This window comes from Pseudomonas sp. Y39-6, assembly GCF_023651955.1.
Lineage (GTDB): Bacteria > Pseudomonadota > Gammaproteobacteria > Pseudomonadales > Pseudomonadaceae > Aquipseudomonas > Aquipseudomonas veronii.
This window is the reverse complement of sequence record NZ_CP069594.1, coordinates 5741517-5766533: the sequence shown is the minus strand read 5'-3', so window position 1 is coordinate 5766533 and position 25017 is coordinate 5741517. Positions and strand designations below refer to the sequence as shown.

Annotated in this window: 22 protein-coding genes and 1 tRNA gene; 13 read left to right on the top strand and 10 right to left on the bottom strand. The window is 61.4% G+C overall.

Going from position 1 to position 25017, the window contains the following annotated elements; all coding sequences use genetic code 11:
* The first annotated feature begins 67 nt into the window (after positions 1–67).
* Positions 68–1249, top strand: a complete 1182-nt coding sequence (purT, locus tag JN756_RS26220) for a formate-dependent phosphoribosylglycinamide formyltransferase (RefSeq protein ID WP_026139924.1) — start codon at positions 68–70, stop codon at positions 1247–1249.
* Between the two features lie 107 nt (positions 1250–1356).
* Here the strand turns inward: purT and JN756_RS26215 are convergent, their stop codons facing one another.
* The 3 genes from JN756_RS26215 to JN756_RS26205 form a co-directional block, all read right to left on the bottom strand.
* Positions 1357–2667 (bottom strand): MFS transporter, encoded by a 1311-nt coding sequence (locus JN756_RS26215; RefSeq protein WP_017846139.1) that lies wholly within the window; start codon positions 2665–2667, stop codon positions 1357–1359.
* Positions 2668–2938: 271 nt separating this feature from the next.
* Positions 2939–4177: a transporter associated domain-containing protein gene (locus JN756_RS26210; protein WP_108524503.1), complete on the bottom strand. Its 1239-nt coding sequence runs from the start codon at positions 4175–4177 to the stop codon at positions 2939–2941.
* Positions 4178–4189: 12 nt separating this feature from the next.
* Positions 4190–5002, bottom strand: coding sequence for a cytochrome C assembly family protein (locus tag JN756_RS26205; RefSeq protein WP_026139922.1), 813 nt, complete (start codon positions 5000–5002; stop codon positions 4190–4192).
* A 219-nt stretch (positions 5003–5221) separates the two neighbouring features.
* Between JN756_RS26205 and ffh the strand changes: the two genes are divergently transcribed.
* The 9 genes from ffh (at position 5222) to thrC (ending at position 13713) form a co-directional block, all read left to right on the top strand.
* Positions 5222–6598 carry a signal recognition particle protein gene (gene ffh / locus JN756_RS26200; protein WP_017846136.1) on the top strand — a complete coding sequence of 459 codons (1377 nt, stop codon included), beginning with the start codon at positions 5222–5224 and terminating at the stop codon, positions 6596–6598.
* Positions 6599–6849: 251 nt separating this feature from the next.
* Positions 6850–7101, top strand: coding sequence for a 30S ribosomal protein S16 (gene rpsP, locus JN756_RS26195; RefSeq protein ID WP_003175899.1), 252 nt, complete (start codon positions 6850–6852; stop codon positions 7099–7101).
* Positions 7102–7106: 5 nt separating this feature from the next.
* Complete coding sequence (rimM, locus tag JN756_RS26190; protein ID WP_008014731.1) at positions 7107–7643, top strand: ribosome maturation factor RimM; 537 nt, start codon at positions 7107–7109, stop codon at positions 7641–7643.
* Positions 7625–8398 (top strand): tRNA (guanosine(37)-N1)-methyltransferase TrmD, encoded by a 774-nt coding sequence (trmD, locus tag JN756_RS26185; protein WP_169864091.1) that lies wholly within the window; start codon positions 7625–7627, stop codon positions 8396–8398. The genes rimM and trmD overlap by 19 nt, the downstream gene beginning before the upstream one ends.
* A 45-nt stretch (positions 8399–8443) precedes the next feature.
* Positions 8444–8794, top strand: a complete 351-nt coding sequence (rplS, locus tag JN756_RS26180; protein WP_003175895.1) for a 50S ribosomal protein L19 — start codon at positions 8444–8446, stop codon at positions 8792–8794.
* A 223-nt stretch (positions 8795–9017) separates the two neighbouring features.
* Positions 9018–9914 (top strand): site-specific tyrosine recombinase XerD, encoded by an 897-nt coding sequence (gene xerD / locus JN756_RS26175; RefSeq protein ID WP_201021486.1) that lies wholly within the window; start codon positions 9018–9020, stop codon positions 9912–9914.
* 156 nt (positions 9915–10070) lie between these two features.
* Positions 10071–10802: a thioredoxin fold domain-containing protein gene (locus tag JN756_RS26170; protein ID WP_003175893.1), complete on the top strand. Its 732-nt coding sequence runs from the start codon at positions 10071–10073 to the stop codon at positions 10800–10802.
* Between the two features lie 129 nt (positions 10803–10931).
* Entirely contained in the window at positions 10932–12236 is a 1305-nt protein-coding gene (locus JN756_RS26165) for a homoserine dehydrogenase (protein WP_017846133.1), read from the top strand.
* 67 nt (positions 12237–12303) lie between these two features.
* Positions 12304–13713: a threonine synthase gene (gene thrC / locus JN756_RS26160; RefSeq protein WP_128191963.1), complete on the top strand. Its 1410-nt coding sequence runs from the start codon at positions 12304–12306 to the stop codon at positions 13711–13713.
* A gap of 97 nt (positions 13714–13810) precedes the next feature.
* Here the strand turns inward: thrC and JN756_RS26155 are convergent, their stop codons facing one another.
* Positions 13811–14032 carry a hypothetical protein gene (locus tag JN756_RS26155; RefSeq protein ID WP_017846131.1) on the bottom strand — a complete coding sequence of 74 codons (222 nt, stop codon included), beginning with the start codon at positions 14030–14032 and terminating at the stop codon, positions 13811–13813.
* Positions 14033–14345: 313 nt separating this feature from the next.
* On the opposite strand from JN756_RS26155, the gene JN756_RS26150 reads away from it, so the two are divergent.
* Complete coding sequence (locus JN756_RS26150) at positions 14346–14630, top strand: DUF3509 domain-containing protein (RefSeq protein WP_017846130.1); 285 nt, start codon at positions 14346–14348, stop codon at positions 14628–14630.
* 170 nt (positions 14631–14800) lie between these two features.
* Here the strand turns inward: JN756_RS26150 and JN756_RS26145 are convergent, their stop codons facing one another.
* Positions 14801–15670, bottom strand: a complete 870-nt coding sequence (locus JN756_RS26145) for a TIGR02285 family protein (RefSeq protein WP_057004565.1) — start codon at positions 15668–15670, stop codon at positions 14801–14803.
* Positions 15671–15686: 16 nt separating this feature from the next.
* Positions 15687–16886 carry a CaiB/BaiF CoA transferase family protein gene (locus JN756_RS26140; protein WP_046382203.1) on the bottom strand — a complete coding sequence of 400 codons (1200 nt, stop codon included), beginning with the start codon at positions 16884–16886 and terminating at the stop codon, positions 15687–15689.
* Positions 16887–17034: 148 nt separating this feature from the next.
* Between JN756_RS26140 and JN756_RS26135 the strand changes: the two genes are divergently transcribed.
* Together JN756_RS26135 and recJ are read left to right on the top strand one after the other, a co-directional pair.
* Positions 17035–17577, top strand: a complete 543-nt coding sequence (locus tag JN756_RS26135; protein ID WP_017846127.1) for a YaeQ family protein — start codon at positions 17035–17037, stop codon at positions 17575–17577.
* Positions 17578–17634: 57 nt separating this feature from the next.
* On the top strand, positions 17635–19344 hold the full coding sequence (recJ, locus tag JN756_RS26130) for a single-stranded-DNA-specific exonuclease RecJ (protein WP_046382204.1): 1710 nt from the start codon (positions 17635–17637) through the stop codon (positions 19342–19344).
* Between the two features lie 107 nt (positions 19345–19451).
* Here recJ and JN756_RS26125 read toward each other — a convergent pair whose 3' ends face one another.
* The 4 genes from JN756_RS26125 to JN756_RS26110 all read right to left on the bottom strand — a co-directional run bounded on the left by JN756_RS26125 (position 19452) and on the right by JN756_RS26110 (position 25017).
* Entirely contained in the window at positions 19452–20732 is a 1281-nt protein-coding gene (locus tag JN756_RS26125; RefSeq protein WP_108524501.1) for a virulence factor family protein, read from the bottom strand.
* A complete protein-coding gene (mprF, locus tag JN756_RS26120; protein WP_057004564.1) occupies positions 20732–23374 on the bottom strand; it encodes a bifunctional lysylphosphatidylglycerol flippase/synthetase MprF in 2643 nt (880 codons plus the stop codon). Before mprF ends, JN756_RS26125 begins: the two co-directional genes overlap by 1 nt.
* Positions 23375–23641: 267 nt before the next feature.
* Positions 23642–23718, bottom strand: a tRNA-Met gene (locus tag JN756_RS26115).
* A gap of 174 nt (positions 23719–23892) precedes the next feature.
* Positions 23893–25017, bottom strand: a complete 1125-nt coding sequence (locus tag JN756_RS26110) for an ABC transporter permease (protein ID WP_046382207.1) — start codon at positions 25015–25017, stop codon at positions 23893–23895.

Here is a 25017-nt window from a genome sequence, read left to right as displayed (position 1 = left end):
CCAATCTGTGCAGTTCATGTAAAATGCCGGCCTTTCTCCCCATGATCCGCTCCCCTGAGGACCTGAGATGACCCGAATCGGAACTCCATTGTCGCCAACCGCGACCCGCGTTTTGCTGTGTGGCTGCGGTGAGCTGGGCAAGGAAGTGGTAATCGAACTGCAACGCCTGGGCGTTGAAGTGATTGCCGTGGATCGCTACGCCAACGCGCCGGCGATGCAGGTGGCTCATCGCAGCCATGTGATCAACATGCTCGACGGCGCGGCCCTGCGTGCGGTGATCGAGGCGGAAAAACCGCACTTCATCGTGCCGGAAATCGAAGCCATCGCCACCGCCACCCTGGTGGAGCTGGAGGCCGAAGGCTTTACCGTGATCCCGACCGCGCGCGCCGCGTCGCTGACCATGAACCGCGAAGGCATCCGGCGCCTGGCCGCCGAAGAGCTGGACCTGCCGACCTCGCCGTACCACTTCGCCGATACCTTCGAAGACTACAGCAAGGCCGTGCAAGACCTGGGCTTCCCGTGTGTGGTCAAGCCGGTGATGAGTTCGTCGGGCAAGGGCCAGAGCCTGCTGCGCAGTGCCGACGACGTGCAGAAAGCCTGGGATTACGCTCAGGAAGGCGGGCGTGCCGGCAAGGGTCGGGTGATCATCGAAGGCTTTATCGACTTCGACTACGAAATCACCCTGCTGACCGTGCGCCACATCGGCGGCACGACCTTCTGTGCGCCGGTCGGCCACCGTCAGGAGAAAGGCGATTACCAGGAATCCTGGCAGCCTCAGGCCATGAGCCCGATTGCCCTGGCGGAATCCGAGCGCGTGGCCAAGGCCGTCACGGAATCCCTGGGCGGCCGCGGCCTGTTTGGCGTGGAGTTGTTCATCAAGGGCGATCAGGTGTGGTTCAGCGAAGTGTCGCCACGCCCGCATGACACCGGCCTGGTCACCTTGATTTCCCAGGACTTGTCGCAGTTCGCCCTGCACGCGCGCGCCATCCTGGGCCTGCCGATCCCATTGATCCGTCAGTTCGGGCCTTCGGCATCGGCGGTGATCCTGGTGGAAGGGCAATCGACCCAGACCGCTTTTGCCAACCTCGGCGCGGCCCTGAGCGAGCCGGACACGGCGTTGCGTCTGTTCGGTAAGCCGGAAGTCAACGGCCAGCGCCGCATGGGCGTGGCGTTGGCGCGGGATGAGTCGATTGAAGCGGCTCGCGCCAAGGCGACTCGTGCGGCTCAGGCGGTTGTTGTAGAGCTCTAAACCGCGTCGTGCCTATCGGGGGCAAGCCCCCTCCCACACTTAACCGCGTTTAATCTGTAGGAATGCGGTCAAAATGTGGGAGGGGGCTTGCCCCCGATAGCGATCTATCAGGCAACCTTGTTCAAATCGTTATCCCGCGTCTCTTTCAAGCACAGCACCGCAATCAAGCTCAGCAACGCTGCCGCCGACACATACCCGCCGACATAACTCAGCCCGCCCATCGCCACCAGCTTGGTCGCGAAGAACGGTGCCGCCGACGCGCCGACGATCCCACCCAGGTTATACGCCGCCGAAGCGCCGGTATAACGCACGCGGGTCGGGAACAGTTCCGGCAGCAGCGCGCCCATTGGGGCGAAGGTCACACCCATCAGGAAAAGCTCCAGGGCCAGGAACAGCGCCACGGCCCAGGTCGAACCGTGGGTCAGCAACGGCTCCATGGTGAACCCCGACAGAATCGCCAGCAGCGCACCGACAATCAGCACCGGCTTGCGCCCGAATCGATCGCTGGCCAAGGCTGCCAGCGGCGTCGCCAGGCCCATGAACAGCACGGCAAAACACAGCAAGCCGAGGAATGTCTCGCGGCTGTAGCCCAGGGTCGAAACGCCGTAGCTCAGGGAAAACGCCGTGGTGATATAGAACAGCGCGTAACACACCACCATCGACGCGGCACCCAGCAGCACCGGCAGCCAATGCTGGCTGAACAGTTCCACCAACGGCACTTTTACCGGCGCTTCCTTCGCTACCGCACTGGCGAATACCGGGGTTTCATGCAGCTTCAGCCGCGCATACAGGCCGACCATCACCAGCGCTGCGCTGAGGATGAACGGGATGCGCCAGCCCCAACTGCGGAACTGCTCGTCGTTCAGGTTCATGGCCAGGATCAGGAACAGGCCGTTGGCCGCCAGGAAGCCAATCGAAGGACCGAGTTGCGGGAACATGCCGAACCACGCGCGTTTGCCCTTCGGCGCGTTCTCGGTGGCGAGCAACGCCGCACCGCCCCATTCCCCGCCCAGCCCCAGGCCTTGGCCGAAACGCAGCACGCACAACAGAATCGGTGCCCAGGCGCCGATGCTGTCATACCCCGGCAGCAAGCCGATCAGCGTGGTACACACCCCCATCAGCAGCAGCGAAGCCACCAGCGTCGATTTGCGGCCGATACGGTCGCCAAAGTGGCCGAACAGCGCCGAACCCAGCGGGCGGGCGATGAACGCGATGCCGAAGGTCAGGAACGACGCGAGCATCTGCGCCGTGCCGGAGGTCTGCGGGAAGAACACCGGGCCGATCACTAGCGCGGCCGCAGTGGCATAGATATAGAAGTCGTAGAACTCGATGGCCGTGCCGACGATGCTGGCGGTGGCGACGCGGGCGGTCGAGTTGGTCGGGGCGGCGGTCGCAGCCTCGTTATAGGTGGTGCTCATGGCGGTATCCCTGAGGGGCAGTGCGCGTTTGGACGCGGATTATTATTGGTCGAACACCCATGGATCAGGGTTGTGGGCGGAGCGGCTCGGGATGAGAGCGGACACCGGTCGTACAGGGCAAGGCAGTGCCTGGACGCGGTCCGTGCGGATAGCACGCGGTCGGGCGCGGCTTGGGTAAGCCGACCCGATTATAGGAAGGGGGTTGCGCATCCAACAAGGGGGAAAATCTGATCGTCTGCACACAGTGGATCAGTGTGTTCCGTCAGCGAGGCTACGTGGCAACCGGCACGCGGCTGGTGTGCCAGATCAGCACCTTGCTCACGCGGTTGTCTTCGGTCTCGAGGATTTCCAGGCGGTAGCGGCCGATCTTCAGGCACACCGCGCAATCGGGAATGGTTTCCAGCGCTTCGGTCACCAGGCCGTTGAGGGTCTTGGGCCCGTCGCTGGGCAGGTGCCAGGCCAGGCTCTTGTTCAATTCGCGGATCGAGGCGGTGCCGTCGACGATGTAGCGGCCGTCCGGTTGCGCTTCGATATGCGGGTTGTCGGCACTCTGTTCGCTTTCGAATTCGCCGACGATTTCTTCGAGAATGTCTTCCAGGGTGACGATGCCCAGCACTTCGCCATACTCGTCCACCACCATGCCCAGGCGCCGCTGTTGCTTGTGGAAGTTCAGCAGTTGCAGTTGCAGGGGCGTGCTTTCCGGGACGAAGTAGGGTTCGTAGCAGGCCTCGAGCAAGGTCTCCTTGGTCAGGCTGGCATCCGGTAGCAGGTGCTGGATCAGCCGGGTGTTGAGCACGGCTTCGACCTGGTTGATGTCGCTGTGGAACACCGGCAGGCGGGTGCGCTGGGAGTTGCGCAGTTGCTCGAGGATCGCGTCGAGCGAGTCGTCCAGGTTGATGCCGTCCACTTCGCTGCGCGGCACCAGGATGTCGTTGACGGTGATGTTGTCCAGCGCGTGGATGCCGGGCATGCCGGGCGTGCGACGTTCATCTCCCTCTGGCTCGGGTTCGTCATCATGGTCGGGCTGCGGGTCGTCGCTTTTTTTCACCATGCCCGGCGGGCGGGCAAAGGGGCGCAGCAACAGCAGGCTGATGCCATTGAGCAGCCAGGCGAGGGGGTAGATAATTTTCAGCGGCACGCCCAGCAGGGCATTGCCGAAGCCCAGCACCGCTTGCGGATGGCGGGTGGCCAGGGCGCGCGGCAGGTAATCGGCCAGCACCAGCAGGATCGTGCAGGAAACCAGCCAGCCCAGCCACGCGCCGTTTTGCGCCCAGGCATAGATCGCCAGCAGGGTGCAAAGGATCACCACGCCAGCACGGCACAGGGTGTTGCAGAGGATCATGCTGTGGCGTGGGAAGTGCAGGCGGGCGGCGGCTTTGTCGCCCTGGCGGGTACCGGGGCGCAGGGCCAACAGGTGTTGTTGTGCGGCTTCGATGGCGGTAAACAGCGCCGCCCACAAAATCAGCAAGGCGATTACCGCGAGCATCGGCCCTAAGGGCAAGTTGTCCATGATCGCTGCCCGTCAGATATGCAGGATGTATTCGCGAACCAGCTTGCTGCCGAAGTAGGCCAGCATCAGCAGGCAGAAACCGGCCAGGGTCCAGCGGATCGCCTTGTGCCCGCGCCAGCCAAGGCGGTTGCGGCCCCACAGCAGCACACTGAACACCACCCACGCCAGGCACGCCAGCAGGGTTTTATGCACCAGGTGCTGGGCGAACAGGTTCTCGACGAACAGCCAGCCAGAGATCAGCGACAGCGACAGCAGCGTCCAGCCGGCCCACAGGAAGCTGAACAGCAGGCTTTCCATGGTTTGCAGCGGCGGGAAGTTCTTGATCAGGCCCGACGGATGCTTGTGCTTGAGCTGATGGTCCTGCACGAGCAGGAGCAACGCCTGGAACACCGCGATGGTGAACATGCCGTAGGCCAGGATCGACAGCAGGATATGCGCAAGGATGCCCGGCTCTTCGTCGATCACCTGCACCGTGCCGGTGGGGGCGAATTGCGCCAGCAGCACCGTCAGCATGCCCAGGGGGAATAGCAGCACCAGCAGGTTTTCCACCGGGATGCGTGCGCAGGCGATCAGCGTGAGGGCGATCACTGCGGCGGCGATCAGGCTGGCGGCGCTGAAAAAATCCAGGCCCAGGCCGACCGGCGTCATCAAGTGGGTGAACAGGCTCGCGGCATGGGCGAGCAGGGCGAGGACGCCAAGGCCTGCCAGCAGGCGAGTGTCGGCCTTGGCGCCTTGCGCCAGGCGAGTGCCTTGGTAGAGGGTCGCAGCGGCATATAAAAAGGCGGCGGCGAGACTGGGTAGCAAACTGGGTGACAAAGGGAGCATAAATCCTGTTAGGCAAGCCCGAAAGGCGCTGAGTTTGGCATACACCTGCGTTCCACGAAAGACTTCAGGGCCAGACAGCGGGTGTGCATGGGCGCAGTCTTCGCTATAATCCGCGACCTGCCCACGCCGCAGGCTCGCCGAGCGCTGTTTTTAATAGCGATTTATCACAGCCTGGGCCGCCATTACCTCGGTCTACCATAGGGCCTGAAAGGATCGCGCATGTTTGAAAACTTGACTGACCGTCTCTCGCAGACGCTGCGCCATGTAACCGGCAAGGCCAAGCTGACCGAGGACAATATCAAAGACACCCTGCGTGAAGTACGCATGGCGTTGCTGGAAGCCGACGTGGCCTTGCCTGTGGTCAAGGACTTCGTCAACTCGGTCAAGGAGCGCGCGGTCGGCACCGAAGTGTCCCGCAGCCTGACGCCGGGCCAGGCTTTTGTGAAGATCGTCCAGGCCGAGCTCGAAAGCCTGATGGGCGCGGCCAACGAAGACCTGAACCTCAGCGCCGTGCCGCCGGCCGTCGTGCTGATGGCCGGTCTGCAAGGTGCGGGTAAGACCACCACCGCCGGCAAGCTGGCGCGCTTCCTTAAAGAGCGCAAGAAAAAAACCGTGATGGTGGTGTCGGCCGACGTGTACCGTCCGGCGGCCATCAAGCAGCTGGAAATGCTCGCGGGCGAAGTGGGCGTGACCTTCTTCCCGTCCGACCTGAGCCAGAAGCCGGTCGACATCGCCAATGCGGCGATCAAAGAAGCCAGGCTGAAGTTCATCGACGTGGTCATCGTCGATACCGCCGGTCGCCTGCACATCGACGAAGAGATGATGGGCGAGATCAAGGCGCTGCATGCCGCGATCAACCCGGTCGAGACGCTGTTCGTGGTCGACGCCATGACCGGCCAGGATGCGGCCAACACCGCCAAGGCCTTTGGTGACGCACTGCCGCTGACCGGCGTGATCCTGACCAAGGTCGACGGCGACGCCCGTGGCGGTGCCGCGCTGTCGGTGCGCGCCATCACCGGCAAGCCGATCAAATTCATCGGTATGGGCGAGAAGAGCGACGCGCTCGAACCGTTCCACCCTGAACGTATCGCTTCGCGTATCCTCGGCATGGGCGACGTGCTCAGCCTGATCGAGCAGGCCGAAGCGACGCTCGACAAGGACAAGGCCGATAAACTGGCCAAGAAACTGAAGAAGGGCAAGGGCTTCGACCTCGAAGACTTCCGCGATCAGTTGCAACAAATGAAGAACATGGGCGGCCTCGGCGGCCTGATGGACAAGCTGCCGAACATCGGCGGTGTGAACCTGGCGCAAATGGGCAATGCCCAGGGCGCGGCAGAGAAGCAGTTCAAGCAGATGGAAGCCATCATCAACTCCATGACCCCGGCCGAGCGCCGCGACCCTGAGCTGATCAGCGGTTCGCGCAAGCGTCGGATCGCCATGGGCTCCGGCACCCAGGTGCAGGACATCGGTCGCTTGATCAAGCAGCACAAGCAGATGCAGAAGATGATGAAGAAATTCTCCGCCAAGGGCGGAATGGCCAAGATGATGCGCGGCATGGGCGGTATGTTGCCCGGCGGCGGCATGCCGAAAATGTAAAGTATTCGAGCGGGAGCATGCTCCTGCTCCGACCCACAGGGATGTGGGATCTCCAGCAAACCCGCCGTCTGGCGGGAGCTGACTTGCCGTTTTAACCGACGGCTCTATAGCAGATCTGAATGGCACGCTGATAGGCGCCAGAAAAAGACATTTGCAAAAGTCCGGATATTCCTTAGAATATGCGGCCTTTCGGGCACCTATGCCCGCTGTGCATTTAGATTTGCAGCACCGACTACAGGAACGATGTTCACATGCTAACAATCCGTCTTGCCCTTGGCGGCTCCAAAAAGCGCCCGTTTTACCACTTGACCGTAACCGACAGCCGCAACCCGCGTGACGGTTCGCACAAGGAACAGGTTGGTTTCTTCAACCCTGTTGCTCGTGGTCAAGAAGTTCGTCTGTCCGTGAACCAAGAGCGCGTAGCCTACTGGCTGAGCGTTGGTGCACAGCCTTCCGAGCGTGTTGCCAAGTTGTTGAAGGACTCGGCTAAGGCCGCAGCCTGAGCAATATGAACGCGACGCCAGCTGTTGCTGATGATTTGATCGTTATCGGCAAGATTTACTCTGTTCATGGCGTTCGCGGCGAAGTGAAGGTGTATTCCTTTACTGATCCGACTGAAAACCTGTTGCAGTACAAAACCTGGACGCTCAAGCGCGAGGGGAATGTGAAACAGGTCGAGCTGGTCAGTGGACGCGGGAACGATAAGTTCCTGGTCGCAAAGCTCAAGGGTCTTGATGATCGTGAAGAAGCTCGTCTTCTGGCCGGTTATGAGATCTGCGTGCCGCGCAACCTGTTCCCTGAATTGACCGACGGCGAGTACTACTGGTACCAGCTGGAAGGTCTGAAGGTTATTGATCAACTCGGGCAATTGCTCGGGAAAATCGATCATCTTCTGGAAACCGGCGCCAATGATGTAATGGTGGTCAAGCCTTGCGCTGGCAGCCTGGATGATCGCGAACGCCTGTTGCCCTATACCGAGCAATGCGTGTTGGCCGTCGACCTGGCCGCGGGCGAGATGAAGGTGGAATGGGACGCGGACTTCTAAGCGTGGCTAATTTGCGCATTGAAGTGATCAGTTTGTTTCCCGAGATGTTCTCCGCCATCAGCGAGTACGGCATCACCAGTCGGGCGGTGAAACAGGGGCTCTTGCAGCTCACCTGTTGGAACCCGCGAGACTACACGACGGATCGACATCACACTGTGGACGATCGCCCATTTGGCGGTGGCCCGGGCATGGTGATGAAGATCAAGCCCCTGGAAGACGCGTTGGCTCAGGCCAAGGCTGCCGCCGGGGAGAAGGCGAAGGTAATTTACCTGTCCCCTCAAGGCCGTCAGCTGAAACAGGCGGCGGTACGCGAACTGGCGAATGAGGAAGCACTGATCCTGATTGCCGGTCGCTATGAAGGCATTGACGAGCGTTTCATTGAAGCTCATGTCGATGAAGAGTGGTCGATTGGGGACTATGTCCTGTCTGGCGGTGAGCTGCCGGCGATGGTCCTGATAGATGCGGTTACACGACTGCTGCCTGGAGCTTTAGGGCATGCGGACTCCGCGGAGGAAGATTCCTTCACGGATGGTTTGCTGGATTGCCCGCACTACACCCGACCGGAGGTGTATGCGGATCAGCGTGTTCCCGACGTATTGCTAAGTGGCAATCACGCACACATCCGGCGTTGGCGTTTACAGCAGTCCCTTGGTCGGACCTATGAACGACGCGCCGATCTTCTGGAAAGCCGCTCGCTTTCTGGAGAAGAGAAGAAGCTGCTCGAGGAATACATCCTCGCGCGGGACGATAGTTAACAACGTATCGATGGTAGGTCCATTGACTTACCTTAGGAGCACAGCATGACTAACAAAATCATCCTTGCACTCGAAGCAGAGCAGATGACCAAAGAGATCCCTACCTTTGCCCCGGGCGACACCATTGTCGTTCAGGTGAAAGTGAAGGAAGGCGACCGTTCGCGTCTGCAAGCGTTCGAAGGCGTGGTAATCGCCAAGCGTAACCGTGGTGTGAACAGTGCTTTCACTGTTCGTAAAATCTCCAACGGTGTTGGCGTAGAGCGTACTTTCCAGACCTACAGCCCGCAAATCGACAGCATGGCTGTTAAGCGTCGCGGTGACGTGCGTAAAGCCAAGCTGTACTACCTGCGTGACCTGTCCGGTAAAGCAGCTCGCATCAAGGAAAAACTGGCTTAAGTCCAGCTTCCCGATGCAGAAAAAAAGCAGCCTGCGGGCTGCTTTTTTTGTGCCTGGGATTTATTGACGGGGCCGGGTCGGCGGCGCGCCTATCGCAGGCGGGCCAGCTTGCACACTTGATCATTAGTGGTCATAAAATCGATGCACGACACAAATCCAATGTGGGAGCCGACTTGCCTGCGATAGGATCTACCAGACACCTCCGTCATCTGCCTGAGCCCCCATGCCCGCCATCGACCACCCTCTGATTGACCGCTTCCTCGACGCCCTCTGGCTGGAAAAAGGCCTGTCGGACAACACCCGCCAGGCCTACCGCAGCGATCTGGTGCTGTTCAACGGCTGGCTGCAGGAAAAAAACCTCGAGCTGATCAATGCCGGCCGGGAGTTGATCCTCGATCACCTGGCCTGGCGCCTGGAGCAGAACTACAAGCCGCGCTCCACAGCGCGCTTCCTTTCCGGTGTGCGTGGCTTTTATCGCTACCTGCTGCGGGAAAAGCTCATTGCCCTCGACCCGACGTTACAGGTCGACATGCCGCAATTGGGTCGGCCATTGCCCAAGTCCTTGTCGGAAGCCGATGTTGACGCCTTGCTCGCCGCCCCGGACTTGAGCGAAGCCATCGGCCAGCGCGATCGTGCCATGCTCGAAGTGCTGTACGCCTGCGGCCTGCGGGTGACCGAGCTGATCAGCCTGACCCTCGAGCAAGTCAACCTGCGCCAGGGCGTGCTGCGGGTGATGGGCAAGGGCAGCAAGGAGCGGCTGGTGCCGATGGGCGAAGAAGCGATTGTGTGGGTCGAGCGCTACATGCGCGATGCGCGCGGCGAACTGCTCGGTGGGCGCCCCAGCGATGTGCTGTTCCCCAGCCAGCGCGGTGAGCAGATGACCCGCCAGACTTTCTGGCATCGCATCAAGCACCAGGCCAAGGTGGCGGGGATCGGCAAGAGCCTGTCGCCGCATACTCTGCGCCATGCATTTGCCACGCATTTGCTCAACCACGGCGCGGATTTGCGCGTGGTGCAAATGCTCCTTGGCCACAGTGACTTATCCACAACCCAGATCTACACCCATGTGGCACGGGCGCGCTTGCAGGATATGCACGCCAAGCACCATCCGCGAGGCTGAAAACCGCCAAATTATCCCGCCACGGGCTGCCCTGCGGCCCAACTGTGGTAGGCTTTGCCGGTTAGCAAAGGGGACGGCGTGACTTGTGATTACAGTGCCGTGTTTCCAGATCGGTGTTCGACACACCCGTCCCTGCATCTGCCTTCAGGAGTTCCCATGCGCTTGACCCAGATTATTGCCGCCGCAGCCATTGCGTTGGTTTCCACCTTTGCCGTCGCCGATGACGCTGCCGAGCAGACTATTCGCAAGAGCCTGGCCAACCTGCAACTCGACACACCGATCGAAAGCATCAGTGCCAGCCCGATGGCCGGTCTGTACGAAGTCAAGCTCAAGGGCAGCCGCGTGTTGTATGCCAGTGCCGACGGCCAGTACATTGTCCAGGGCTACCTGTTCCAGTTGAAGGACGGTAAGCCGGTCAACCTGACCGAGAAAGCCGAGCGCCTGGGCGTGTCCAAGCTGATCAACGGCATTCCGGTTGCAGAAACCGTGGTCTACCCGGCCATCGGCGAGACCAAGACGCACATCACCGTGTTCACCGACACCACCTGCCCGTACTGCCACAAGCTGCACGCCGAAGTGCCGGCGCTGAACAAGCTCGGTGTGGAAGTGCGCTATGTCGCGTTCCCGCGTCAGGGCCTCGGTTCGCCGGGCGACGAGCAGTTGCAGGCGGTCTGGTGCTCGGCCGACAAGAAAGCGGCGATGGACAAGATGGTCGACGGCAAGGAAATCAAAGCGGCCAAGTGCGCCAATCCGGTTTCCAAGCAGTTCGCCCTGGGCCAGTCCATTGGTGTAAACGGTACACCGGCCATCGTTTTGGCTGACGGCCAGGTGATTCCGGGCTATCAGCCGGCACCGCAAGTTGCCAAACTGGCGCTGAGTGCCAAATAAACCAGCATCGTCGAACCTTTGACGATCATGGCCCTTTGATAAGTCGATGGGCCATTAATTGAAAGCCGCGGTTGTGCGGCTGTTTTCCACGGCCGACCTCGCGTCGGCCGTTTCATGGGGAGTTCTTCAGTGAAACCGGTCAAAGTAGGCATCTGTGGGTTAGGGACCGTCGGTGGCGGCACCTTCAACGTACTTCAGCGTAATGCTGAAGAAATTTCCCGCCGTGCAGGGCGCGGGATTGAAGTGGCGCAAATTGCCACGCGTTCGCCAAAGCCTCAGTTCGAAACGACCGGTATTGCGATTACCAACGATGTCTTCGCCGTGGCGACCAACCCAGAAATCGATATCGTCATCGAGCTGGTGGGCGGCTATACCATTGCCCGCGAGCTGGTGCTCAAGGCGATCGAAAACGGCAAGCACGTGGTCACCGCCAACAAGGCGCTGATCGCCGTCCACGGCAACGAGATCTTCGCCAAGGCGCGTGAGAAGGGCGTGATCGTCGCGTTCGAAGCCGCGGTGGCCGGTGGTATCCCGGTGATCAAGGCGATCCGTGAAGGCCTGTCCGCCAACCGCATCAACTGGGTGGCCGGCATCATCAATGGCACCGGTAACTTCATCCTCACCGAAATGCGCGAGAAGGGCCGCACCTTCGAAGACGTGCTGGCCGAAGCCCAGGCCCTGGGTTACGCCGAAGCCGACCCGACCTTCGACGTTGAAGGCATCGACGCGGCGCACAAACTGACCATCCTTGCGTCCATTGCCTTTGGCATCCCGCTGCAGTTCGACAAGGCCTACACCGAAGGCATCACCCAACTGACCACCGCCGACGTGAATTACGCCGAAGCCCTGGGCTATCGCATCAAGCACCTGGGCGTGGCGCGCTGCACCGCGGCCGGTATCGAGTTGCGCGTACACCCAACGCTGATCCCGGCCGACCGCCTGATCGCCAACGTCAATGGCGTGATGAACGCCGTGATGGTCAACGGTGACGCCGCCGGTTCGACCCTGTTCTACGGTGCCGGCGCCGGTATGGAACCGACCGCTTCGTCGGTGATCGCCGACCTGGTGGACGTGGTTCGCGCCATGACCAGCGACCCGGAAAACCGCGTGCCGCACCTGGCCTTCCAGCCGGATTCGCTGTCGGCCCACCCGATCCTGCCGATCGAGGCGTGCGAAAGCGCCTACTACCTGCGCATCCAGGCCAAGGATCATCCGGGCGTACTGGCCCAGGTTGCCAGCATCCTGTCGGAACGTGGCATCAACATCGAGTCGATCATGCAGAAGGAAGTCGAGGAGCAGAACGGCCAGGTGCCGATGATCCTGCTGACTCACCGCGTGCTCGAGCAGCACATCAACGATGCCATCAAAGCCCTGGAAGCCTTGCAAGGCGTAGTGGGCCCGGTGGTACGGATTCGCGTCGAACACCTGAACTAACCGATTTGTTCCAGGGGCCCCGTGTGATCGGCGGCCCCTGTTCGAGAATGTTTTAGAGGAGCCAGTCATGCGTTACATCAGCACCCGCGGCCAGGCACCGGCCCTGAATTTCGAAGACGTCCTGTTGGCAGGCCTTGCCACCGACGGCGGCCTGTACGTGCCGGAAAACCTGCCACGCTTCACCCAGGAAGAAATCGCTTCCTGGGCCGGCCTGCCGTATCACGAACTGGCGTTCCGGGTGATGCGCCCGTTCGTCACCGGCAGCATTCCGGATGCGGATTTCAAAAAGATCCTGGAAGAGACCTACGGCGTGTTTTCCCACAACGCCATCGCGCCTCTGCGCCAACTGAATGGCAATGAGTGGGTTTTGGAGCTGTTCCATGGCCCGACCCTGGCGTTCAAGGACTTCGCTCTGCAACTGTTGGGGCGCCTGCTCGATTACGTGCTGGAGAAGCGCGGCGAGCGCGTGGTGATCATCGGCGCCACTTCCGGTGATACCGGCTCGGCGGCCATCGAAGGCTGCAAGCACTGCGAAAACGTCGACATCTTCATCCTGCACCCGCATAAGCGCGTGTCGGAAGTACAGCGTCGGCAGATGACCACCATCTTCGGTGAAAACATCCACAACATCGCTATCGAAGGCAACTTCGACGACTGCCAGGAAATGGTCAAGAACAGCTTCGCTGACCAGAGCTTCCTCAAGGGCACGCGCCTGGTTGCGGTGAACTCGATCAACTGGGCGCGGATCATGGCCCAGATCGTCTACTACTTCCACGCTGCGCTGCAGCTGGGCGGGCCGGCGCGTTCGGTGTCGTTCTCGGTGCCGACCGGCAACTTCGGCGACATCTTCGCCGGCTACCTGGCGCGCAACATGGGCCTGCCGATCAATCAGTTGATCGTCGCCACCAACCGCAACGACATCCTGCACCGCTTCATGAGCGGCAACCAGTACGTCAAGGAAACCCTGCACGCCACCTTGTCGCCGTCGATGGACATCATGGTGTCGTCGAACTTCGAACGCCTGCTGTTCGACATGCACGGCCGCAACGGTGCGGCGATTGCCGGCTTGATGGACACCTTCAAAAGCGGTGGCGGTTTCAGTGTCGATGAAGAGCGCTGGACCGAAACCCGCAAGCTGTTCGACTCCCTGGCCGTGGACGATGCACAGACCTGCGAAACCATCGCAGAAGTCTATGCCCAGACCGGCGAACTGCTCGACCCGCACACCGCGATCGGCGTGAGGGCTGCACGCGAATGCCGTCGCAGCCTGGATATCCCGATGGTGATCCTCGGCACCGCGCACCCGGTCAAATTCCCGGAAGCGGTGGAGAAGGCCGGCGTTGGCAAGGCGCTGGAGTTGCCGGAGCATCTGTCCGACCTGTTCGAGCGTGAAGAGCGTTGCACCGTGCTGCCGAATGACCTGAAGGCGATGCAGGGGTTTGTCAGCCAGCATGGCAATCGCGGTAAGCCGCTGTAAGGCAAACTGCCGGCGCCCTGGCGCAGACAAAAACGCCGCTTTCCCTTCCGTGGGTCAGCGGCGTTTTTCGTTTCAGGCAGGCCCGGGTTGCTGAGCGTTATGAGAGTAGTTTCTGCGCCACGACAATCACGGTGCCGACAGCGGCGTAGAAACCCGTGGCGATACCCACGGGGTACCAGAAAGTCTCACAGGTTATCTTCAAGGACTCTGCGTTGAGCTTGCCTCGCTCGGCATGCATGCGTGAAATCTCGGCATAGATGCGAGATACGTCAGCATGCATCTTCTCCATCGACGCTTGTTGTTCGTTGTGTTCCACCATCATGTTCATCCTTAGCAATAAGGGCCTTTGACATGCACTTCTAGCTGCGTGACAGCGTGATCAGCGCTTACCGAATATAGGGTTCACCCTCGGCCGCGCTGCAGGGCGAACCCTGAAACGGCCGCCCATTGCGTAAGCAGTTATGTGCGGCCGTTTTTTCGTTGTCATGTTGCAAGCGCATGCTGGATCAAGTCACTCCCTGACGGCTCCATAAACACGAAAAAGCGAACTTTCCTACGTTACAAACAGTCACTTAGGAGAGAGGCAACCCCCATTGAAACGATTGTTCCCGAACTATTGAGTGGTGATCGAAATGGAAAGTATCAGCCTATTGCTCGAAGAAGCGCTGAGCCCTTATCAGGTTACGCTGACCACCGCTGGTGTGCAGGGCGAGTGCCTGGTAACCGTAAAGAATCCTGCTGGTGCCATCGTGGTCGAGCGTGAAGTCGACCGGGCGCAACTGACCGACAAGCGCGTCCTGGTGGATGTCGTGGATTGCTTGCTGCGCGATCTGAAAATCGCCGAAGGGCGCCTGGAGCCCTCGGTCATCGCTGCCTTGCGCAATGCGGCCCAGACCCGCAGCAGCGCCCTCGCATGAAGAATTGTTTATCCGCGGAAACTTCCTACGGCGTGGCCGGTCAGATTTAGTAACAGCAAGAGCAGACATTGTGCTCCGGTGTTTGTGACTTGCTGTACTGGTCTTTGTAGGCCACGTTTAACCCCGAAGTGTCTCCCCACTCTTCGGGGTTTCTTTTTGCCCGCGATTTATCACGGGGTGGGCACTTCTTCATAGAATCGCGAATGGTCCAGCAGGTATTGCTCGCGCAGGGCCGGGTCGAGCCATGACGCGTAGGAACGCAGCAACTGCGCCTGCGGCAGGTCGCCCAGCAACTGGTTGATACGCGCCATGACCTCGCGCCCCTCGGGCGTATCCGAACAACCGATATGGATGTGCTGATAGGGCGCGGTGCCGGCAATCGGATAGAACGCCAGCCCTTCGGGATCGATACCTTGCTGCAATGCGTGATAGCGAATTTCGGTCCAGTAACCCAGTACGCCTTCCAGGCGTCCCAGGCGCTGCATTTGCAGCAGGCTGCCCAAGGCGTCGGTGCCGTAGTGCATCACTCGATTGTGCGTGTCGCCTTGCTGCAACATGCCGTCGATGAATGGCCCGTAGCTGCGCTCGGCGATGATGCCCAGGCGTGTGCTCTTGTCTCGTAGCATCGCGTCCAGGTCGACCTTGCCTTGCACGATAAAGGGCGCCAGGACTTCACGGTTTTGCTGGCGGACGACCACGCCATTGCTCACCACGGGAAACGCCTGGCCGGAATACACAATCCATTGGGTCCGCTCCGGCGTCCACAGCAGGGTAGGGTCGCAGGTGAGGGAGGGCGCCTGGAGCATCTGCATGCCCCGCGCACGGTTGACGTGCTGGACCTGGTGCTGATACTCCGGCAGGTGCTCCATCAGCATCGGCAACAATTCGTCGATGGCGCCCTGGCCTTTTTGCGGGCCTTCGAAGATCGTCAGCGGCGGCAGGTCGCGAACCAGCCAGATCAAGGTCTGCGCCGCCTGGGTCGGTAGCGGCAATAGCCCCAACAAGGGCGCGCACAGGTGCAATAGCCAGCGGCGAGTCATTATCTTGAACGCGCCATCAGATCGCCCCTTGCTCACGCAAGCGGATGATGGCCGCTGCGTCATAGCCCAGCTCACCGAGTACCACGCTGTTGTGTTCGCCCAGTTGCGGCCCCACCCACTCGCAACTGCCAGGGGTGTCGGAGAGCTTGGGCACGATGCCTGGCATCTTGAAGTCCTTGCCGTCGGGCAGTTGCGCCTTGAGGAACATTTCCCGCGCCAGGAATTGCGGGTCCCCGAGCATGTCTTCGGCGCTATAGATGCGGCTGGCCGGCACCTCGGCCTTGTTGAGCTGCTCGACCACCTGTTCCAGCGGCAGCGAATTGACCCAGCGATCAATCACGCCATACAGCTCGTCGCGGCGCTCGTCACGCCCGTCATTACTGGCCAATTGCGGGTCGTTGGCCAGATCCTCACGGCCGATGGCGGACATGAAGCGCTTGAAGATCGCATCGCCGTTGGCGCCGATCTGCACATGCTTGCCGTCCGCGCTGGTGTGGATCGAGGACGGAGTGATGCCGGGCATGATGTTGCCGGTGCGTTCGCGGATGAACCCGAACACATCGAACTCCGGGATCATGCTTTCCATCATGGCGAAGATGGCCTCATACAGTGCTACATCCACCACTTGGCCCAGCCCGCCGTTGACCTCGCGGTGACGCAACGCCATCAGCGCGCCGATCACCGCCCACAGAGCGGCAATGGAGTCGCCGATGGAAATCCCGGTGCGTACCGGCGGGCGGTCTTCAAAGCCGGTGATGTAACGCAGCCCGCCCATCGATTCGCCGACCGCGCCAAACCCCGGCTGGTCTTTCATCGGGCCGGTCTGGCCAAAGCCCGAGAGGCGCACCATCACCAGCTTGGGGTTCAGCGCGTGCAGGGTGTCCCAGCTCAGGCCGAGCTTTTCCAGGACGCCGGGGCGGAAGTTCTCGATCAGGATGTCGGCGTCCGCCAGCAACTGCTTGAGGATGGCCAGGCCGTCGGGGTGCTTGAGGTTCAGCGTCAGTGATTTTTTGTTGCGTGCCTGTACGAACCACCACAGCGAGGTGCCTTCGTACAGCTTGCGCCATTTGCGCAGCGGGTCGCCGCCGTCCGGGGATTCGACCTTGATCACTTCGGCGCCGAATTCGGCGCAGATGCGTGAAGCGAACGGGCCGGCGATCAGGGTGCCGAGTTCGATGACTTTCAGGCCGGCAAGCGGTTTGGCGTTAAACGACATGAGGAACCTTTCATACGCAGCACAGTGGTGTAATGCCTTTTAACATAGGCGAGTCGCGCAGGGATAAGGATGATGCAGCGCAGGATTCGTTGAATAGCCCTACCATCGGTTAGACTGCCCGCCTTTCCCTGTCTCTAGAAGCCCGTTCATGGCCCAGCCGTCCACGACCTACAAGTTCGAACTCAACCTCACCGACCTCGATCGCTCGGTGTACGAGAGCGTCAAACAGACCATTGCCCGCCACCCTTCGGAAACCGAAGAGCGCATGACCGTGCGTCTGCTGGCCTACGCCCTTTGGTACAGCGAGCAGCTGTCGTTTGGCCGTGGTCTGTCAGATGTAGACGAGCCAGCCCTGTGGGAAAAAAGTCTGGATGATCGGGTTTTGCACTGGATCGAAGTCGGCCAGCCCGATGCCGACCGCCTGACCTGGTGCTCGCGTCGTGCCGAGCGTACCAGTCTGCTGGCTTACGGCAGCCTGCGCGTGTGGGAAGGCAAGGTGATTCCGGTGGCGAAAACCCTGAAGAACGTCCACATCGCCGCCGTGCCGCAGGAAGTCCTCGAGACCCTGGCCAAGGACATGCCCCGCGTGATCAAGTGGGACGTGATGATCAGTGAAGGCACGATCTTCGTCACCGATGATCGTGGCCAGCATGAAGTGCAACTGCAATGGCTGATCGGCGAGCGCGGTTGAGCTAGCGCTTGTAGCTTGCCGCTAATATTTCCCCTACAGAGAATTTCCCAGCGTCCCATGCGTATCGATCCCCGCCCGTTGCCTGCTGTCCTGCCGTTTCTCGGTGAATTGCCACCGCTGTTGACCCGCCTCTACGCTGCGCGCGGGGTGCGCTCGGAGGCTGAGCTGGACAAGAGCCTGGCGCGGTTGATCCCTTATCAGCAGCTCAAGGGCATCGACGCCGCGGTAGACCTGCTGGTGACAGCCTTGGAGCAACGCCAGCGCATCCTGATCGTCGGCGACTTCGACGCCGATGGCGCCACTGCCAGTACGGTGGGCACCCTGGGCCTGCGCTTGCTCGGTGCGGCCCATGTCGATTACCTGGTGCCCAACCGTTTCGAATACGGCTACGGCCTGACGCCAGAAATCGTCGCCGTAGCGCTGCAGCGCGAGCCGCAGTTGCTGATCACCGTGGATAACGGCATCTCCAGCGTCGAAGGCGTGGCGGCGGCGAAAGCGGCGGGGCTCAAGGTGCTGGTCACCGACCACCACTTGCCGGGGGATGAGTTGCCGGCGGCGGATGCCATCGTCAACCCGAACCAGCCCGGCTGTGAGTTTCCGAGCAAGGCGTTGGCCGGGGTCGGGGTGATCTTTTATGTCTTGATGGCCCTGCGCGCCCGTTTGCGCAGCCTGGGCTGGTACGAGAACACGCAGCAGCCGAACATTGGCGAGTTGCTTGACCTGGTCGCCCTGGGCAGCGTCGCCGACGTGGTGCCGCTGGACGCCAATAACCGCATCCTGGTCCACCAGGGCTTGGAGCGTATCCGTGCCGGTCGCGCGCGGCCGGGGATCAAGGCGATCCTCGAAGTGGCCAAGCGTGACCACGCTCGCCTCACGTCCACCGACCTCGGGTTTATCCTCGGGCCACGGCTCAATGCCGCCGGGCGCCTGGACGATATGAGCCTGGGCATCGAATGCCTGCTCACCACGGATTTCGCCGCTGCACGGGAAATGGCCGCGCAACTGGACGGCATGAACCAGGACCGCAAATCCATCGAACAAGGCATGCAGCGCGAGGCCCTGGCCCAGCTCAAGGACTTGCCGCTGGAGTCGATGCCGTATGGCTTGTGCCTGTTCGACCCGGAGTGGCACCAAGGTGTGATCGGGATTCTGGCGTCGCGCATGAAAGAGCGCTATTTCCGTCCGACCATCGCCTTTGCCGACGCCGGTGATGGCCTGCTCAAGGGCTCAGGCCGCTCGGTGCAGGGCTTTCACATCCGCGATGCGCTGGCGGTGGTGGCGAGCCAGCATCCCAACCTGATCAGCAAATACGGCGGTCACGCCATGGCGGCCGGCCTGACATTGCCCGAGGCGAATTTCCCGTTGTTTGCCCAGGCCTTCGATGCCGAAGTGCGTCGGCAACTGCGCGAAGAAGACTTGACCGGCCGGCTATTGTCCGACGGCACCCTGGCGGTGGAAGAGTTTCACCTGGAGCTGGCGCGCGCGCTGCGGCATGCCGGCCCCTGGGGGCAGCACTTCCCCGAGCCGTTGTTTCACGGGGTGTTTCAGTTGGTCGAGCAGCGTGTGGTGGGGGAGCGGCACCTGAAAGTGGTGCTCAAGAGCGAATGCGGCTCCGTGAAGCTCGATGGCATTGCGTTTGGGGTTGACCGTGAGGTCTGGCCGAACCCGACCGTGCGTTGGGTGGAGTTGGCCTACAAGCTGGATGTGAACGAGTTCCGTGGGCAGGAAACCGTGCAGTTGATGATTGCGCATATCGAGCCGCGCTAGTTCCAACCCCAATGTGGGAGGGGGCTTGCCCCCGATAGCGGTATGACTGACCTATCGCTATCGGGGGCAAGCCCCCTCCCACATTAGGTTTTGCGCACAGCGCAGGATTACTCGGCCTTGGCCTGGTGCTTGACGATGATATCCACCAAACGCTTGGCCAGCGCCGGGTAGTTCTCATCGAAGTGGTGCCCGCCCGGCAGCTTGATCGCTTCGCCGACGGCGGTCTTGTCGGTGCAGCCGCTTTCGTCGACCTCTTCGGCACCGTAGATGCACACCACCTTGGCCGCTGGCAGCTTGGCCATTTCCGGGCCGGTCGCGGCTTCTTTGCCGGCGTTGCCCAGCCAACCTTCCACTTCGATTTCAAAGCTGCCGGTGCGTGCGAACGCCAGCAGGATGATTGCGTCGACGCGCTGCTGCTCGCTTTCCGGCATGCGGTTGTAGATGGCCGGCAACACGTCGGCGCCGAACGAATAGCCGGTCAGTACGAAGCGCTTGGTGCCCCATTTCTGCCGATAGTGCTGCATCAGCTCGCTGAGGTCCTTGGCGCTTTGTTCCGGGGTCTTGTGCTGCCAGTAGTAGCGCAGGGTGTCGATGCCCACGACCGGGTAGCCGATTTTGGCCATTTCACCGGCCACGTCGCGGTCGAGGTCACGCCAGCCGCCGTCACCGGAGAGGAACAGGGTCACGGTGTCCTTGGCCTGGCCAGCCGGGACTTCCACGACCGGAATCGCCAGGCCGCCGTTGTCCGAACCGACCAGTTGCTTGCGCAGTTCGTTATTCAGCACTTGTGGGTAGTGAATGTCGTAGTCGCTGATGCTGGTGGTGGCGCGGGGGGTGTCGCGCACGAAACTGGCGCTTTCATCGTCAGGGTTGTCGTTCCACGCCACCAGCCAGTTGCCGTGAGCGGCGGTTTTCGGCAACGGGTCTTTGCAGCCTTCCTGCACCAAGGCGAAGCCGACGGAGATGGCATTGGCCTTGTCGTCGTTCTGTGTGGCCAGCCAGCGCCAGGCGAGGGCGGCGCCAGGGCCGATGCCACTGACCAGCGTCGCAGGGCCCTTGAGCTGGCTCAGGGCGCCTTGCAGTGCCTGTTGCTGCTGCGTGCAGTCATCCTTGGGCAGGATCACCTGCACGATCTGCGCCTTGCCGCCCTGGCTGAGGGCAATCAGTTGGCTGTCGGTCAGGGTCTCGTCGGCCATCACCGCCACGGCCACGCGGGCTTTGGGGGTGCCGGCCGGGGTGACGCGGGTCATCACCGAGCCATCGGCCTGGGGCAGTTGCTCCAGGGTCGGCTGTGGGGCAGGGCGGTTCCAGTACCAATAGCCGCCACCCAGGACCACGGCGAGCAGCACCACAAAGGCTAATACATACCGCCAGGAGCGTCGAATCATCAGCGTTTCACCAATCCAGTCAAGCCGCCTGCGATCAGGGCGGCGGTATCGGCCAGTGCCACCAGCGGATCAAGTCCTGCGGGCACGGCCATGTAACGGGGTTCCCAGTCAGGCTGGAACTTGTCTTTGAAGCGGCGCAAACCTTGGAAGTTATACAGTTGCTCGCCACGGCGGAACACCATCGAGCCCAGGCGTTGGGTCAGCGGTGCGCCACGACGCGGTTGCAGGCCAGACAATGGCACCATGCCGAGGCTGAAGCGAGCATAACCGTGGCTCTTATAGTGTTGAATCAGGCCGACCATCATGAATTCCATGGTCAGCTTGGGCGCATCGGGGTGGGCGCGCATCAGGTCGAGGCTGGCCAGGTCGTGGCTGTAGGTCTCGAGCAGGTTGGCGAAGGCCACCGGGTGCCCTTCGAAGCGAATGATCGCGATGCGAAAGTGCTTGAGGTAGTCGTCGCTGAAGCGTCCCAGGGAAAACCCCTTCTCCCGCACGTTCTTGCCGGTCAGCCAGGCGTCGGAAATAACCTTGAGTTCGTCCATCGGCGCCGTGCCCGGTTCGTGGATCTCCAGGGACAAGCCATCCCGGGTGCCACGGTTCCAGGTGTAGCGCAAATCCTTCATCTCTTTGCCCTTGGCTTCCAGGTCAAAGCGTTTCAGGTCGACGCGGGCTTCTTCGCCCAGCTTGATCGCGGTCAGGCCGATGTCCATGTAGTACGGCAGGTTTTCCGCGCGTACCTGGTAGAACACCGGGCGCGCATGGTGGATGTCGCACAGGTCGCGGAACTGCCAGATCATCTCGGCGCGGGGTTGGGTCGGGCCGATCGGGTCGTACAGGGCTACCAGGCTGCGCCCGCGACGGGCGTACATCAGGAAGGCTTCGTCGTTGGGGTGGAACAGCAGCGCCTTGTCGCCGGTCAGCGCCAGGCCGCCGTCGGGTTGCGATGAGGCCATCAGGATCTTGGTGGCGCGTTCCAGTTCTTCGGCTGTCGGCAGGTGGATCACCGGGCGCGCGGTACGCAGCAGCCAGGTCAGCGACACGATCACCAGCAGCACCGCAGCCCCCAACAGCGAGCGCAGGCCGCGCGGGGCGTTGGCGTCGAGGGTGAACTGCCACCACAGTTGGTGGCTATACGGGACGTCTTGATAGGCAAACAGCAGCAGCCAGATCGAAGCCCCCAGCACGCACACGCTGGCTACCAGATACAGCGGCGAGAACGGCAATTCGGTCAGTCGGCTGGCGCGGTAGAAGGAGCGGCGGAAGATCGCCAGCAGCACGGCGGTCATAGTCATCAGGCTGGCTTCTTCCCAGTCGAAGCCCTTGAGCAGCGAGAGCAGGGCGCCGGTCAGCAGCAGCACCATGGTCAACATCCAGGCCGCCGACAAGCGTCGACGCAGGCCTTGGGCCAGCAACAGACACAACACGCCGATCAGGCTCGCGCCAAAGTGCGAGGCGTCAATCAGGCGGTGGGGAATCAGGAAGCCGATGTTTTCCAGGCGCGAGTCGATCTCCGGCGTGGCGCCGGAAAACAGCAGGACCACGCCGGACAAAAAAACCAGTACGGCCAGCACCGGCGCGGCGAAGCCCGACGCCACGCGCAGGCTCTGCTGGGTCTGGAACAGGCGCTGGGCCTCGTTGACCAGCAGGAACACACAGGCGATCAGCAGCGGCAGCACCACATAGATCATGCGGTACAGCAGCAGGGCGGCGGCCAATGGCGCGGCGCCGAGCTTGTCGGCAAAGGCCGCGAGCAGGATCGCCTCGAACACCCCGACGCCACCCGGCACATGGCTGAGTACGCCAGCGGCCAGCGCCAGCAGGTACACCAGCAGGAACGGGCCGAACGGTGGCGCTTCCGGCAGCAGCATATAAAGGACGGTGGCGGCAGCGGCGACGTCCAGCGCGGTGATGATCAGTTGCAGGAACGTCAGGCGTCGACCGGGCAGGCGCAGGGTGCGGCGGCCGACCTTGACCAGCAGGTTGTCCGCGTAGGGCTGTTCCGGCAGGCGACGGCGATAAATCCCGATGCACAGCGCGGCCGACAACAGCAACACGACGCCGGCAATCGCCCCCAGCAAGCCTTGCGACACATGCAGGGCAGTGGACGCGGCGGGCAAGTTGCTCAAGGTGGCCAAGGCCGCCAGCGGCGGCAGGGCGCAGCCCAGGGAGAGGCTGGCGAACACAGTCATGCGGGCGACTTCCGAAGCCCCGATGCCATGGCGCGCATATAAACGGTAACGCACCGAACCGCCCGAGAGCATCGACAGGCCAATGGCGTTGCCGATGGCAAAGGCGGTAAAGCCGCCGAGGGCGAGGGTCTTGCGGGGCAGTTTCACCCCGGCATAGCGTGCGCCGGAGAACTCATAGCCCAATAGAATGACGAAGCCGGCGATGGCGGCGACGAACGCGCCCAGCAACGCCGGTTTGGGTACTTCCAGGATCGAGTCGTGGAGGGCGTAGAGATCCAGTTCCAGCAGCAGGTGTCGGCAGGCGATCAGGGCGATTGCGAACAGCAACAGCGTCACGGCCAGCCCGATGGGTTGCCGATACTTGCTTAACAGATCCAGCCAGCGCAAACGGGTGGGAGTGATCGGTTGTGTCGCTGTGACAGGGTCTTGTGGTTCAGACGAGTTGGCGCGCATCAATCACCTCGTGGATTGTGCGCGACAGGATGGGGGTATCCAGCCAAGTTACCAATCCCTATGGACAAAATAATTACAAATATTAACGCGGATCACCGGATGCGGCGACTGCGGCCATTGGTCGTAGAAGGATCAAGCATAGCGTGCGATGAAATGGACTCCACGAAACGTCTAGGGTTTCATGAAAGATGCCATGTCATTGTTTCAGAAGAACTTTTTTGTCAGATACAAAAAAGGCCACTCTTTCGAGTAGCCTTTTTTGATGTTTGGTTGCGGGAGCCGGATTTGAACCGACGACCTTCGGGTTATGAGCCCGACGAGCTACCAGACTGCTCCATCCCGCGTCTGTGGCCGGCATTCTACAGCCCAGCGGCGGAGTGTCAACCGTTAATGGTCCGTTGGGTCAAATAAGTGCAAATTGGCCGTTGAATCTCAACGAAATGCGCTAAGTGCGCGCTCGGGCAAGGTTTTTTGTCGGACAATCGTCCACGCCTGACGCGGGCAGGCGCAAAAAAGCCTTAGCGCAAGGTCGCAACAGACTGGCGGAACAGCAGCAAACTCATCGCGATAAATGTCACGCCCATCACCAGGACCGTCACGAACTCTTTCCACACGATATCGAGGCCCGCGCCTCGATACACGATCGCCTGCATGAAGCTCACATAGTGCCGCGACGGGAAAAACCACGTCACGTACTGGACCCATTGCGGCTGGCTCTCGATGGGCGACATGCCGCCCGACAGCATCATCATCGGCATGACGGCCATCATCATCAGCAGGGCAAATTGCGCCATGGTGCGGGCGAGGGTGCCAAGAAAGATGCCGATCGCTGCCGTGGCGAAGATATAGATGAGGGTGCCGAGCAGCAGCACACCGCGCGAGCCGGCAATCGGAACGTCGAGAAGGCCCTCGACCACGAACAACAGGGAACAGATGAAGCCGATGAAGATCACCAGCCCGCTCGACCACACTTTGGCGAGCGCTATCTCGAAGGCCGTCAACGGCATCACCAACAAGTGCTCGATCGTGCCGTGCTCGCGCTCGCGCAAGAGCGCCGCGCCGGTCAGGATAATGATCAGCATCGACAACTGATCGGCAAGGCCGACGATCGCGCGGAACCAGGATTGTGTGCCGTTGGCATTGAAGGCGCGGCGCACGACGAGATCGGAGGGCAGCCCGGTGGTTTGCTGCGCCTCCTGTCGGTAGCGCGTGACTTCGTCGGTCACCATGTTCTGGATATAACCCGACCCCAGGGACGCCTGCTGGACCGCGGTGGCGTCTGCGTTGACCTGGACTTCGATATCGCGGCCCTTTCGCACATCCGCTTCAAAGTGCGGAGGAATCACGATGACGAGGGTGTAAAGGCCGTTGTCCATGCCGCGATCGATGTCGGCGGCGCTGATCATCTTGGCTGCCTGGAAGTACGGCGGATAGAACAGTCCGGCAATCGATCGCGACAGGCTGGAGTGGTCCTCGTCGACGATCGCCACGGAGGCATTGTTGACGGTCTCGCCGGCTCCGGTCGACTGCATATAAATGCTGAGGCCGAAGGAATAGATGATGAAGAGGATCATCATCAGGTCCTTCGAGAGGGTGCGCAGATCTTTGACGCCGAGCCAGAAAATGTTGGAGAGACTCTGCAT